The following is a 12,962-nucleotide window of genomic DNA, read 5'->3' as shown; positions in this document are numbered from 1 at the left end:
GGGCGGAGGTCACGCGGGGCGGGAGGTCACGCGAGGGCGCGCGGGTGGGCCGTCGCGTACACCTCGCGGAGCTTGTCGATCGTGACCAGCGTGTAGACCTGGGTGGTCGTCACCGACGCGTGCCCGAGCAGCTCCTGCACCACGCGGACGTCGGCGCCACCGTCGAGCAGGTGCGTCGCGAACGAGTGGCGCAGGGTGTGGGGCGACACGTCGACCGCGATCCCGGCCCGCTGAGCCGCCTTGGCCAGCACCGTCCACGCGCTCTGCCGCGACAACCGTCCACCGCGCGAGTTGAGGAACATCGCTCCTCCGTTCTCGCGGGCGCTCACCAGGCTCGGCCGCACGTCAACGAGGTACGACCGAACCGCGTCGACGGCGAACCGTCCCACCGGCACGACGCGCTGCTTGCCGCCCTTGCCGCGCAGTAGCACCTGAGCGGACTCCAGGTCCAGGTCGTCGACGTCGAGCCCGACGGCCTCCGAGATCCGCGCCCCCGTGCCGTACAGCAGCTCGAGCAGCGCGCGGTCACGGGCCGCGAGCCCCGTACCCGCCGATCCCGCCGCGTCGAGGATCGCCTCGACCTCCTCGACAGCGAGTGCCTTGGGCAGCCGGCGTGGCGGTGTGGGCGGCTTGACCTCGGCGGCCACGTCCCGTCCGACGGTGCCCTCGCGCACGGCGAACTTGTGGAACCCGCGCGCCGCGACGAGCGTCCGCGCCGCGCTCGGGGCGGACAGCGGCACATGATCCTCGTCGCCCTCGCGCAGGTGCACGAGGAACTCGGTGACATCTACCTCCGCGATCTCGTCGACGCCCTCGATGCCGCGGGCGTCGAGGTAGGCGACGTAACGGCGCAGGTCACGCCGGTACGACGTCAGCGTGTTGGCCGCGAGGCCGCGCTCGATCGCGAGGTGGCTGAGGTACTCCTCGACGAGTCGACCGACGGGGGTCCGGTCGTCGTCGGCCACCTAGGCCACGACCTCGTCCGGTGTCACGTACGCCAGACCGTGCGCCTCGGCGACGCCTTCGTTGGTGACCCGCCCGTCGTGCACGTTCAGTCCGGCACGGAGGGCGGGATCGGCCCGCAGCGCGTCGCGCCAGCCGGCGTCCGCCAGCGCGAGCACGTACGGGAGGGTCACGTTGGTGAGCGCGTACGTGGAGGTGTGCGGGACGGCGCCGGGCATGTTGGCCACGCAGTAGAACACCGACTGCTCGACCACGAACGTCGGCTCGACGTGCGTGGTGGGACGCGAGTCTTCGAAGCAGCCGCCTTGGTCGATCGCGATGTCGACGAGCACGCTGCCCGGGCGCATCGCGGCGACCATCTCGTGGGTGACCAGACAGGGGGCCTTGGCTCCGGGCACCAGCACGGCCCCGATGACGAGGTCGGCGTCGGCGATCGCGCCCTCGACCTGGTAGCGGTTGGACGCCACGGTCTGCATACGACCACCGAACTCGATGTCGAGCTGGCGCAGGCGTGCCACATTGATGTCGAGCAGCGAGACCCGCGCGCCCATCCCGAGAGCGACAGCGGCCGCGTTGCGTCCGGAGACGCCGCCGCCGAGGACGACCACGTCGGCGGGGTGCACCCCGGGCACACCGCCCATGAGCACACCGCGACCCTCCGGCGCCAGGAGGTGGTACGCGCCGACCTGCGCCGAGAGCTTGCCGGCGACCTCGCTCATCGGCGCCAGCAGCGGCAGCGCGCCGTCGGCGGTCTGCACGGTCTCGTACGCGATCGCGGTCGTGCCCGACTCCACCAGCGCGTCGGCGCACTCACGCGACGCGGCGAGGTGGAGGTAGGTGAAGAGCACCTGGTCACGTCGCAGCCGTGCGTACTCCTCGGGGATCGGCTCCTTGACCTTGAGCACCAGGTCGGCGGCTGCCCAGACGTCGTCGGCACCGGGCAGGATGTCGGCCCCGGCACGGACGTACTCGTCGTCGGGGATCGACGAGCCTTCCCCCGCACCGGCCTCGATCAGCACCTCGTGCCCGGCCTCCCGCAGCTCGCGCACCCCGGCGGGGGTGATCGCGACGCGGTACTCGTGGACCTTGACCTCGCGTGGGACACCGACCTTCATCGTGCTCTCCTCCCCGGGCCGCCCGTCATGACACAGCCGATCCTAGGCGTCGGCACCCCTGTGTGCCCTCGCGTGGCACGCGAGGAGGCCGGCGACCGCGAGCGCGTTGGTGATCCGGCCGTCGAGCACGGCCGCGACCGCGTCCTCCAGCCGAACCCACACTGCCGTCATGTCGGCCTCTTCGTCGAGCCGTTCCGTACGGGCGTCGTCCGAGACCGCCTCCAGCCCGCGCGCCCAGAAGACCTCGACGCGTTCGTCGGTGAAGCCCGGCGACGAGCGCAGCGTCACCAGCGGCTCCCACGACGAGGCGACCAGGTCGGTCTCCTCGGCGAGTTCACGGACCGCTGCCTCACGCGGCGCCTCGCCCGCCACGTCGAGCAGGCCCGCCGGGAGCTCGACCAGGCGGTGGCGTACGGGATGGCGGTACTGCTCAAGGAGCAGCACCCGCCCCTGGTCGTCCGTCACGACGATGCCGACGGCGTCGTCGTGGCGCACCGTGGTGCGGTGGACGGCACCACCCTCGGGCGTCTCGACCTCGTCGAGGACCACGTCCACGAACGACGACGCGAACGGGGTCTCGCTCGCGCGGACCGGCCACGACTCGGCACGGTCGCCGAGCCGCTCGCCCGCACTCAGCAGGAGGCCGGGCAGGTCCGGGTGAGGGGCCCTGCCCGGGCCCGCTGCCGCCGTGCTCACGCGTGGGTCTCGGCCGGACGGCGCCGCAGCCCCGACTCGTCGACGGGCAGCCGCATCTCGCGCTGGCGGTCGATCGCCGCCGCGACGAGCCCCGCGAACAACGGGTGCGGACGGGTCGGGCGCGACCGCAGCTCGGGGTGGGCCTGAGTGCCGACGTAGTACGGATGCTCCTCGCGCGGCAGCTCGACGAACTCGACGAGGTGGTTGTCGGGCGAGACACCGGAGAACTGCAGACCGGCCTTCTCGAGCGCGTCGCGGTAGCCGTTGTTGACCTCGTAGCGGTGCCGGTGCCGCTCAGAGACCTCGGTCGCCGCGTACGCCTCGGAGACCACCGAGCCTGGCGTCAGCCGCGCCGCGTACAGACCGAGGCGCATCGTGCCGCCGAGGTCGCCGGCGCCCTCGACGAAGGCCTCCTGCTCCGCCATCGTGGCGATGACCGGTTGATCGGTCGCCGGGTCGAACTCGGTCGAGCTCGCATCAGGGATGCCGGCGCGCTGGCGGGCGTACTCGATGACCATGCACTGCAGGCCGAGACACAGACCCAGCGTCGGAACCTTGTGCTCGCGTGCCCAGGTCAGCGCGCCGAGCTTGCCCTCGATGCCGCGGATGCCGAAGCCGCCGGGCACGCAGATCGCGTCGACGTCGCCGAGCCACTGCTGGGCGCCGGCCGGAGTGCTGCACTCGTCTGACGGCACCCACTTCACGCGGACCTTTGCCTCGTGCTGGAAGCCACCTGCACGCAGCGCCTCAACGACCGACAGGTAGGCGTCCGGGAGGTCGACGTACTTGCCGACGAGCGCGACCGTGACCTCCTCCTCGGGCTCGTGGACGCGGCGCAGCAGCTGGTCCCACTGGGTCCAGTCGACGTCACGGAACGGCAGGTCGAGGCGCCGGACGACGTACGCGTCGAGGCCCTCGGCGTGCAGCACCTTGGGGATGTCGTAGATCGACGGCGCGTCGGCCGCCGTGACGACCGCTTCGGCGTCGACGTCGCACATCAGCGAGATCTTGCGCTTGACGTTGGCCGGGATCTCACGGTCGGAGCGGCAGACGATCGCATCGGGCTGGATGCCGATGGAGCGCAGCGCGGCGACCGAGTGCTGGGTCGGCTTGGTCTTGAGCTCACCCGACGGACCGATGTACGGCACGAGCGAGACGTGGAGGAAGAAGCAGTTGTCGCGTCCGATCTCGTGGCGGACCTGCCGTGCGGACTCGAGGAACGGCTGCGACTCGATGTCGCCGACCGTGCCGCCGATCTCGTGGATCACGACGTCGACGTGCGGACCGCCCATCGAGAGCATGCGGTCCTTGATCTCGTTGGTGATGTGCGGGATCACCTGGACCGTGTCGCCGAGGTAGTCGCCGCGCCGCTCGCGCGCGATGACCTCGGAATAGACCTGGCCCGTGGTCACGTTGGCGCGACCGACGAGGTCCTCGTCGAGGAAGCGCTCGTAGTGACCGATGTCGAGGTCGGTCTCCGCGCCGTCGTTGGTGACGAACACCTCGCCGTGCTGGAACGGGTTCATCGTGCCCGGGTCCACGTTGAGGTAGGGGTCGAGCTTCTGCATCGTGACCCGCATGCCGCGGGACTTGAGCAGCCGGCCGAGACTGGAGGCCGTGAGCCCCTTGCCCAGGGAAGAAGCTACGCCGCCGGTGACGAAGACGTGCTTGGTGGGCACCGAGTTTGCCAAGAGAACTCCCGTGATCGTGTGGGCGGTCATTGGAACGCTGCGCGCCTGACGACTGCACCTCTGGAGGAAGCAGCCCGACCAGTGCACACGCTCACGGAATTCCACCCTACCAACTCCCGCCAGCGCCGAGGGAAGCCACGCGCACGACGACGCGCCGCTGTGACCTGCGGCGCACCCGGTCGTACGGTCACGCGGCCGGCGGGAGCGGGCCACCGTCGGCGCCGGCGGTGCCGAAGTGGCCGACGGTGCCGGCGGCCTCGCGCTGCAGGGCGAGGACCGTCGCCACGTCCCCGAACGGGACGCCCACGATGTCGACGGTGGAGACGGAGTCGGCGGCGACGCCGTCTCGTACGGCCTCGACCGCTCCCCCGCGGACACCAGACCCGACCGGTCCGGCGACGAGCGTGCCTGTCCCGGCCGTGTCCAGCCCGGCGGCGAGCGTCGTGAGCAGCTCGCCGCGGCCCGACGAGAAGGCCTCGCTCGATCCGGCCACGATCACGGCGAGCTGCGCGCGGTGGGTCGGCATGGGGTCGGAGACGAGCAGGTCGCCCTCAACGAACGCCGACACGATGGTCTGGGCATGCGCGTCAGGGGGCGACGTCTGCGTCGCCGACAGGCCTCGACCGAGCGCAGTGGCGACCAGCTCGTAGTTGGCCAGCCCCTTGGCCTCGGTGTCAGGGACGCCCTTCAGCGCCTGCTGGGCGATGCCGCTGGCGAACTGCCGGTCGGCCGGGTCGAGGAGGCGGTCGGTCAGCGCCACCGTCCCCACGACCGAGCCGCCGGCCGCACGGAGCGCCGTGCCCACGGCGTCGACCGAGCTCTTCGGCACGCCGGGGAGGGTGACGACGACGACGGACTTGCCGGTGAGACGGCCGGCGACGGGCGTGGTGCCGAGCGACCCGCGGTATGCATCGGCGACCTTGCGAGCGGCGGTGTCCTCAGGAGTCGCCCTCGGTGCGGGACGATCCGCCGCAGCAGGCTCCGGCTCCGCGCCGGCGAGCACACCGGTTCCGAGGGCGATGCCGCCGGCCAGAGCGATGACGAGGGAGGCGCCGACGACGACGAGCGAGCGGATCGGCATCAGCCTCGGATCTCCTGAACGGTGGAGGTGATCTGGTCGCGGGCTGATTCGAACCACTCCGCCCCGACTGCTGTCGTCGCGAGCGCCGCGCCCAGCGCGACCATGGCGACGAAGAGGACGAGGAGCACCTGGAAGAGCGTGAACCGCGGCCGGTGCAGCCCGACCATCGCCCGCGCGTCGACGAGCTTCGCGCCCAGGCGCAGCCGGGTGAGATAGCGCGTCGCGCCGCCGGAGCGCGCGGAGTCGAGGAACTCGTCGAGGCTGCCGAAGCCGCCCACCGTCACGACCACCCGCGCACCGCGCGCGTCGGACAGCAGCAGCGCTGCCTCCTCCGAGCCGCTCGTGCCGGGGAACTCCACCGCCGTCCGCTGGAGGCGCTCCAGGCGCTCCTCGGTCTCGAGGTGGCGGCGGGACTCGGTCACGACGACCTCTCCCGCGACGCGCAGCGTACGGTCGCTCATCTGCGACATGTCGCCGACCACGACCGCAGGGTCGTAGCCCGCGGTGACCAGGGCATCCGCGCCGGAGTCGACACCGATCAGCACCGGTTTGCGTTCCTTGAGGTAGCGCTTCATCGTCTTGAGTTCGCTCGCCGCCTGCGGGCCGGGAAGCACGACGACGACCTCGCGGCCATCCAGGGACGTTGCGAGCTCGGGGACACCGACGCCCTCGAGCAGGAGGGCGTGCTCGCGACGCAAGTACTCGCCGCTGTTGGCCGCCAGCGTCTCGAGCTGGACGGACATCCCCGTACGGCCTCGGCTCAGCATCTGCTCAACGAGCTCGTCGTCGAGCAGCGTGCCCTCGGCGAGGACGTCCTCTCCCCGTACGAGCGTGGCGCCGTCGAGACCGACCTTGTCGCCGTCCTTGACGCGTGTGAACAGATCGGTGCCGACGGCATCGAGCAGCGGCACCCCCGCACCGACCAGGACCTGAGGCCCGAGGTTCGGGTAGCGGCCGGTGCTCGTCGGCACGACGTTGACCACGGCGACGGCACCACGCGAACGCAGTGCCTCGGCGGTCGTACGGTCGAGGTCCGGCAGGTCGACGACGGCGACGTCGCCGACGCGAACGCGACGCACGTCACGTGCGCTGCGCACGAGGCGTGCGGGCCCCGTGACGTCGAGCTCGGTGTCAGGGGCCGTCCGGCGAAGGTTCAGCAGGCTCACTGTCGTCATGCTGCCACCGCGGGCTCCACGAACCCTGCAGGACGCGCCCCGGGCGTGTTCCGACCCCGCTCAGCGCAACGCGCGGTCCTCGGCGGCGAGGTCGACGAGCTCGCGAGCGTGCGCCTCAGCGGTCGCAGAGCCCTCGAGCCCGGCCAGCATCCGCGAGAGCTCGGCCACCCGCTCGTCGTCATCGAGGAGCGCGACCCCGCTGGTGGTCACGGTGCCGTCGTCGGACTTCAGCACGTGGTAGTGCCGGTCGCCGAACGCCGCGACCTGCGGGAGGTGCGTGACGACGAGGACCTGGGCGTTAGCGGCGAGTCGGGCCAGCCGCCGTCCGACCTCGATCGCCGCCTTGCCACCGATGCCGGCGTCGACCTCGTCGAAGACGAACGTGGGGACGCTCGCCTTGTCGGCGAGCACGACCTCGAGGGCGAGCATCACCCGCGAGAGCTCGCCGCCGCTGGCCCCCTTGGCGAGGGGTCGAGGCGCGGCGCCAGCGTTGGCCGCCAGCAGCAGCTCGACGTCGTCGACACCGTCCGGGCCCAGGTCGGACGGCTCAGGGGTCTCGGGGGTAAGGACCTCCACCGCGATCCGCGCGTGCGGCATCGCGAGCGCCTCCAGCTCAGAACCAACCGCGGCGGCGAGCCGTCCCGCGGCGTCGCGGCGCCGCTTGCTGATCTCGGCGGCCCGGGCGAGGAGCTCGCCCTCGAGCGCGACGACCTCGTCGCGCAGCGCCGCGATCCGCTCGTCGTCGCCCCGGAGCGCCTTGGTCCGCTCCCGCGCGTCCTCGGCCCACCGCAGCACGTCGTCCAGCCCCGGACCGTACTTGCGGGTCAGCCCCGCCAGCGCCGCTCGCCGCTCCGAGACCGCAGCGAGGCGGGCCGGGTCGACCTCGACACCGTCGGAGTACGACGCGAGCTCGGCCGCGACGTCGCTGACCGTGAAGCGCACCTCCTCCAGGCGACGTGCCTGGACGTCGAGTGCCGGGTCGTGCTCACGGACCCCGTCGAGGAGCGCACCGGCCCGGCCGAGCAGGTCGAGGACGTCGGCGTCGTCGTCGACCTCCGACAGCAGCGTGTGCGCCTGTGCGGCGGCCACCACCAGAGACTCCGCGTGCGCAAGGCGACCCTCCTCGATGCGCAGGGCCTCGTCCTCGCCCTCCTCCGGCGCCACCCCGGCGATCTCGTCCAGACCGAACAGGAGGACGTCGAGCTCGCGCAGCCGCTCCTGGCTGGCAGCGACGAGCTCCTCGTGCGTACGCCGGGCCTCTTGCAGCCGCGCGTACGCCGGCGCGTACTCCTCGAGCATCGCCGCGACATCGCCGAACCGGTCCAGCGCCTCGCGCTGCGCGCCCGTACGGAGCAGACGGTGCTGGTCCGACTGGCCGTGCACGGCGACGAGCTGCTCGCTGACCCGCGCGAGCACGCCGGCCGGAACCGAAGAACCCCCGAGGTAGGCCCGTGACCGCCCGTCGCGGCCGATGGTGCGGGCCACCACGAGCTCGTCGCCCTCCAGCTCGGCGGGCGTCTCGGCGAGCACCGCGAGGACCGGCGCGAGACCACCGACGTCGACGGTCGCCTCGACACGGAGCCGGTCGGCGCCGTGGCGGACGAGCCCCGCGTCGGCACGGGCACCTCTCAGCAGGCCCAACGCCGTCACGACCATCGTCTTGCCGGCACCGGTCTCGCCGGTGATCACGGTGAGGCCGGGGCCCAAGGACAGCTCAGCCTCGGCGATGACGCCGAGCGAGGACAGTCGGATCTCCTGCCACACGGGCTATGCCTCCTCGGTGCGCCGAAGGGCCGCAGCGCCTCGCCAGCCGCTGACGGGCAGGTCGAACTTGCGGACGAGCCGGTCGGTGAAGGGGGCCTGGTGCAGCCGGGCGAGCCGGATGGACTTCTCACCCTGCCTGACCTCGACACGGGCGCCCGGCGGCAGCTCGTACGTCCGCCTGCCGTCGCACCAGAGCACCCCGGACGCCGGCGCCTCGGGGATCACCTGGATCGCCAGGAGCGACGTCGGAGAGACGACCATCGGGCGGGCGAAGAGGGCGTGGGCGCTGATGGGGACCATCAGCAGCGCCTCGACCTCGGGCCAGACGACCGGGCCGCCGGCGCTGAAGTTGTAGGCCGTGGAGCCTGTCGGGGTCGCACAGACGACGCCGTCGCAGCCCCAGCGAGAGACGGGGCGGTCGTCGATCGCGACGATGACCTCGAGCATCCGCTCGCGGGAGGCCTTCTCGACGGTGGCCTCGTTGAGCGCCCAGCTGCGCGCAACCTCGCGATCGTCGACGAAGACCCGCGCGTCGACGGTCATCCGCTCTTCGACCGTGTAGTCACGGGCCACGACGCGTCGCACCGTGTAGTCGAGGTCGTCGACGTCCGCCTCGGCGAGGAACCCCACGTGGCCGAGGTTGACCCCGACGAGCGGCGTGCCGCACTCGCGGACGAGCTCGGCCGCCCGCAGGATCGTCCCGTCGCCGCCGAAGACCACGGCCAGCTCGCAGTCACGCCCGGCGTCGACCGTCACGGGCACGACCTCGGCGTCCGGAAGCCCCCAGCGCTCCAGCGCCGCGGCGTCCTCGTTGACGACCCTGACGGCGATCCCCTCGGCGACCATCGCCTGAGCGAACTCCGCGGCGACCTTGTTGGCCTCTTCGCGCCCCGTGTGGGCGAGGATCAGCACGCGTCGCGTGCCGGGCATCGAGGATTCGGTGCTCATCGCTGCTCCCCTCCACTCGGCCGGCCCAGCGGTCCCGCGTCCACCGCAGCGCGCACCTCGTCCTCGGTGACTGCAGCGGCGTCGCGCCGGAACCACCCAAAGTACTCGACGTTGCCGGTCGGGCCGGGCAACGGGCTCGCCGCCACCGCGCGGGTCCCCCAGCCCGTCGCCGCAGCGGCAGCGCAGACCCCGAGGACGGCGTCGACGTGAAGATCCGGGTCACGCACCACGCCCTTCTTGCCGACGCGATCCTTTCCCACCTCGAACTGCGGCTTGACCATCAGCACCATGTCGCCGTCGTCCACGCAGACGCGGGCGAGGGCAGGCATCACGAGCGTCAACGAGATGAAGGACAGGTCGGACACGATGAGATCGACGAGACCGCCGAGCGCCTCGGGCTCGAGGTCACGGACATTCGTCCGGTCGTGGACGTCGACGCGAGGATCCTGCTGAAGCGCCCACACGAGCTGGCCGTAGCCGACGTCGACCGCGACGACCTCGCGTACGCCACGCCGCAGCAGGACGTCGGTGAACCCGCCGGTGGACGCGCCCGCATCGAGGCACCGACGACCCTCGACCGTCAGGCCGAGCGGCTCGAAGGCCTCGAGGGCCCCGAGGAGCTTGTACGCCCCACGAGACGCATAGCCGGGGTCGCTCTGCGCGTCGCGGACCACGATCGCCTGGTCCGTGGTCACCTGGGTCGCCGCCTTGCCCGCCCGTGCGCCTGCCACGGACACGCGCCCCTGCGCGATCAGGTCGCTGGCCTGCTCGCGCGACCGGGCAAGTCCGCGGCGGACGAGCTCGGCATCGAGGCGCAGGCGCCTGCTCACGGGGCCTCGGGCCGTGGGGGCGTGGGGCCAGGCGGCGTCGGCGGGCGAGGACCGGGGGCCTGGCCCGCGGTCTGCAGCACCTCACGCAGCTTGGCGTGGACCGCCTCGTACACCTCGAGGTGCGACTCGACGGGCAGGTCGGCCAGCCGCTCGAGGTCGCTCAGCACGGCGTCGACCCGTGGGTCGCGTGCAGGCTCGTCGTGGTCTGCGGCTCCGCCTTCGGTCATCGCGTGCTCCTTCGTGTCGGCCTGTCGATCATCGCACTCCCCACTGACCGAGCGCGTCACGCACGTCGGAGACGTCGAGTCGGTCGAACGTCTCGCCCCCGACCTCGTCTCGGTGGTGCCATGCCAGGGCCACCGCCGCTCGAAGGAGGTCGACGGCGGCCTGTGCATCCTCCGGCGCGGCGGAGCCGTCGACGACGAGACGACCCTCGTGCCACAGGACAGCGGAGCCTCCGCACCGCGCCGCCTCGAGACCGTCGACCGTGACGGCGCGCTGAAGCAGTGCCAGCCCACGGAGGTCGGGTGCGAGGAACGTCGGCCGCGCGTACGCCGTGGCCGCGACGACTGTGTCGAGGTCGCACACGCCGGTGAAGACGAGGAGGCTGTCGCCGCCGACGTTGTTGGCGCCCTCGATGTCGGTGTCGAGCCGGTCGCCGACCACGAGCGGGTGCTCGCCCCCGACACGAAGGACGGTCTCGTCGAAGAGCGGCGCGTACGGCTTGCCGGCGACCTCCGGGACGCGGCCCGAGGCCGTCGCGACGGCGGCGACGAGCGTCCCGTTGCCGGGCGCCATACCGCGCGCGGTCGGGATCGACCCGTCCATGTTGCTGACGATCCAGGGGATGCCGCTCGCCGCCGCATACGCCCCCTCGGCGAGCTGCGCCCAGTCGAGCTCGGGTGAGAACCCCTGGACGACGGCTGCCGGCGCGTCCTCGGCGCTGCTCACCGGTACGAGACCGTGCTCCTGGAGAGCCTCGACGAGCCCCGCCCCTCCGACCACCAGCACCCGAGAGCCTCGAGGAACGGCGTCGGCGACCAGTCGCCCGGCTGCCTGAGCCGACGTCACGACGCTGTCGTCGTCCGTCGGCATCGCGAGTCCGCGCAGCTTCGCGACGACGTCGGACGGCGTACGAGAGGCGTTGTTCGTCACGTACGCCAGCCGCATCCCGGCATCCGCGGCCTCGGCGAGCGCGTCAGCAGCATGGTCGACGGCGTCCTCGCCGCGGTAGACGACCCCGTCGAGGTCGAGCATCGCCACGTCGTACGCCTCGCGCAGCGCGGTGTCGCACGCCACCAGGGTGTGGACGGCGCGTCGGCGAGGATCAGGGGGATTCGTGTGGTCAGACATCGCCGACCAGCGTAGGCCCCGCAGCACTGGCCTACGATGCACCGGTGGACAACGGCGTGATCCGCCCTTTCAGGGCTGTGGGTTTCCGGGGCGGCGACGAGGTCGTCTCGTCCCGCACCTATGTGCCCGGCGTCAGCTGGTCCCACCTCCCGGCGGAGCTGCCCGCGCACCACGTTCTCCGACTTCTCGAACCCGCCTTCCGCGACAACGACCCCCAGACAGCAGCGAGGACGGCGGAGGCTTGGCTCGCCGACGGAGTCCTCGGCGAAGATCCCGAGCCGGCGATCTACGCCTCCCGCACCGTCGAGGACGGCCGCGAGGCGCTTGGGGTCATGGCACTGGTCGACCTCGAGTCCGGACGGCTGCGTCCCCACGAGGACGTAATCGCCGCGTACGCGATCCGGCAGGCGCGCCTCGCGGAGGCGACCCGCGCCCAGTGGGAGCCGATCACGGCGTACACGACCGACGCGCCGGTCGCGCCGCTGCTCGACACGGTGGTGTCCCGTCCCGCCGACCACACGGCGCACGCCCCCGGGCGCAGCGACGAGGTCTGGGCGGTCTCCGACCCCTCGATCACCGCCGCGCTCGCCGCGCGCCTCGCTGAGCAGTCGCTCGTGATCGCTGACGGCCACCACCGGTACGCGGCCTGGCGGACGTCGCCCGAGCGTGCAGGGCGCTTCGCGCTCACCCTCGTCCTCGACCGGCCGTCGGTGAGCGTCGGACCGATCCACCGGGTCGTCTCCGACATGGATCTCGACGAGGCGCTCAAGGGACTCCCGCTGCCCGTCGTCGAGCTCGCAGACGCCGATGCGGCCGAGGGATTCGTCTCCGTCGGAGAGTCGCGATGCGTCCTGACGGACGGTCGTCGTTTCCTCGGCGTGGATGCGTACGAGTGCGCGCCGCGCTGGGTCGAGGACGTCTTCACGCCGCACCACGGTCTCGAGTCCGACGCGGTCGCTTATGACCCGGACCTCCGTGGCGCCGCCAGAGCAGCTGAGGAGGCCGGCGGTGTCGCTCTGCTTCTCGCCACCCCGACGCTCGCCACGGTCACCCGCGCCGCGACGTCGGGGCGGCTGCTCCCCCACAAGTCCTCGTGGTTCCGCCCGAAGCCCCGCGTGGGCATGGTCATGCGCCGCTGGGACTGAGCACCAGCTCGTCTTCTGCGGGACCCGCGAAAGATGCCGGGAGGGAACGCAAAAATGACCGTAGGCCGTCACCATTGGTGACGGCCTACGGCCTAAATATTGTCCGGCGGCGTCCTACTCTCCCACACAGTCTCCCGTGCAGTACCATCGGCGCTGAAGGGCTTAACTTCCGGGTTCGGAATGTTGCCGGGTGTTTCCCCT

At 72.0% G+C, this 12,962-nt stretch carries 12 protein-coding genes and 1 rRNA gene; 1 reads left to right on the top strand and 12 read right to left on the bottom strand.

Features of this window, described 5'->3' with window-relative positions; genetic code table 11:
• Positions 1 to 26: 26 nt before the first annotated feature.
• From xerD to HCT63_RS06375, 11 genes are all read right to left on the bottom strand, one after another.
• The gene (xerD, locus tag HCT63_RS06425) at positions 27 to 965 is read right to left on the bottom strand and encodes a site-specific tyrosine recombinase XerD (RefSeq protein WP_167002447.1); all 939 of its coding nucleotides are present in this window, start codon (positions 963 to 965) and stop codon (positions 27 to 29) included.
• A complete protein-coding gene (ald, locus tag HCT63_RS06420) occupies positions 966 to 2,078 on the bottom strand; it encodes an alanine dehydrogenase (protein WP_167002445.1) in 1,113 nt (370 codons plus the stop codon). It abuts the gene before it with no gap.
• A gap of 42 nt (positions 2,079 to 2,120) precedes the next feature.
• A complete protein-coding gene (locus tag HCT63_RS06415; RefSeq protein WP_208322313.1) occupies positions 2,121 to 2,774 on the bottom strand; it encodes an NUDIX hydrolase in 654 nt (217 codons plus the stop codon).
• Positions 2,771 to 4,495 (bottom strand): CTP synthase, encoded by a 1,725-nt coding sequence (locus HCT63_RS06410; RefSeq protein WP_167002443.1) that lies wholly within the window; start codon positions 4,493 to 4,495, stop codon positions 2,771 to 2,773. The genes HCT63_RS06415 and HCT63_RS06410 overlap by 4 nt, the downstream gene beginning before the upstream one ends.
• Positions 4,496 to 4,652: 157 nt before the next feature.
• On the bottom strand, positions 4,653 to 5,546 hold the full coding sequence (locus tag HCT63_RS06405; RefSeq protein ID WP_167002441.1) for a copper transporter: 894 nt from the start codon (positions 5,544 to 5,546) through the stop codon (positions 4,653 to 4,655).
• Positions 5,546 to 6,721 carry a putative cytokinetic ring protein SteA gene (steA, locus tag HCT63_RS06400; protein WP_167002439.1) on the bottom strand — a complete coding sequence of 392 codons (1,176 nt, stop codon included), beginning with the start codon at positions 6,719 to 6,721 and terminating at the stop codon, positions 5,546 to 5,548. The genes HCT63_RS06405 and steA overlap by 1 nt, the downstream gene beginning before the upstream one ends.
• Before the next feature lie 60 nt (positions 6,722 to 6,781).
• Positions 6,782 to 8,485 (bottom strand): DNA repair protein RecN, encoded by a 1,704-nt coding sequence (gene recN / locus HCT63_RS06395; RefSeq protein WP_167002437.1) that lies wholly within the window; start codon positions 8,483 to 8,485, stop codon positions 6,782 to 6,784.
• Between the two features lie 3 nt (positions 8,486 to 8,488).
• The gene (locus tag HCT63_RS06390; protein WP_167002435.1) at positions 8,489 to 9,433 is read right to left on the bottom strand and encodes an NAD kinase; all 945 of its coding nucleotides are present in this window, start codon (positions 9,431 to 9,433) and stop codon (positions 8,489 to 8,491) included.
• On the bottom strand, positions 9,430 to 10,263 hold the full coding sequence (locus HCT63_RS06385; RefSeq protein WP_167002433.1) for a TlyA family RNA methyltransferase: 834 nt from the start codon (positions 10,261 to 10,263) through the stop codon (positions 9,430 to 9,432). The genes HCT63_RS06390 and HCT63_RS06385 overlap by 4 nt, the downstream gene beginning before the upstream one ends.
• The gene (locus tag HCT63_RS06380; RefSeq protein WP_167002431.1) at positions 10,260 to 10,490 is read right to left on the bottom strand and encodes a hypothetical protein; all 231 of its coding nucleotides are present in this window, start codon (positions 10,488 to 10,490) and stop codon (positions 10,260 to 10,262) included. The genes HCT63_RS06385 and HCT63_RS06380 overlap by 4 nt, the downstream gene beginning before the upstream one ends.
• Positions 10,491 to 10,518: 28 nt before the next feature.
• A complete protein-coding gene (locus HCT63_RS06375) occupies positions 10,519 to 11,616 on the bottom strand; it encodes an HAD-IIA family hydrolase (RefSeq protein ID WP_167002429.1) in 1,098 nt (365 codons plus the stop codon).
• Between the two features lie 44 nt (positions 11,617 to 11,660).
• Between HCT63_RS06375 and HCT63_RS06370 the strand changes: the two genes are divergently transcribed.
• Positions 11,661 to 12,761, top strand: coding sequence for a DUF1015 family protein (locus tag HCT63_RS06370; protein WP_167002426.1), 1,101 nt, complete (start codon positions 11,661 to 11,663; stop codon positions 12,759 to 12,761).
• A gap of 101 nt (positions 12,762 to 12,862) precedes the next feature.
• Here HCT63_RS06370 and rrf read toward each other — a convergent pair.
• Positions 12,863 to 12,962, bottom strand: a 5S ribosomal RNA gene (rrf, locus tag HCT63_RS06365); the annotation flags it as partial.

Origin of the sequence: Mumia sp. ZJ430 (assembly GCF_011751845.1) — a bacterium.
Taxonomy (GTDB): Bacteria; Actinomycetota; Actinomycetes; order Propionibacteriales; family Nocardioidaceae; genus Mumia.
This window is presented reverse-complemented; position numbering and strand designations above follow the sequence as displayed.

Bases quoted from the DNA above. Each gene is read 5' to 3' on its own strand.
- HCT63_RS06375 (WP_167002429.1), bottom strand. From the start codon at position 11,616: ATGTCTGACCACACGAATCCCCCTGATCCTCGCCGACGCGCCGTCCAC.
- HCT63_RS06390 (WP_167002435.1), bottom strand. From the start codon at position 9,433: ATGAGCACCGAATCCTCGATGCCCGGCACGCGACGCGTGCTGATCCTC.
- steA (WP_167002439.1), bottom strand. From the start codon at position 6,721: ATGACGACAGTGAGCCTGCTGAACCTTCGCCGGACGGCCCCTGACACC.
- HCT63_RS06410 (WP_167002443.1), bottom strand. From the start codon at position 4,495: ATGACCGCCCACACGATCACGGGAGTTCTCTTGGCAAACTCGGTGCCC.
- HCT63_RS06380 (WP_167002431.1), bottom strand. From the start codon at position 10,490: ATGACCGAAGGCGGAGCCGCAGACCACGACGAGCCTGCACGCGACCCA.
- ald (WP_167002445.1), bottom strand. From the start codon at position 2,078: ATGAAGGTCGGTGTCCCACGCGAGGTCAAGGTCCACGAGTACCGCGTC.
- HCT63_RS06405 (WP_167002441.1), bottom strand. From the start codon at position 5,546: ATGCCGATCCGCTCGCTCGTCGTCGTCGGCGCCTCCCTCGTCATCGCT.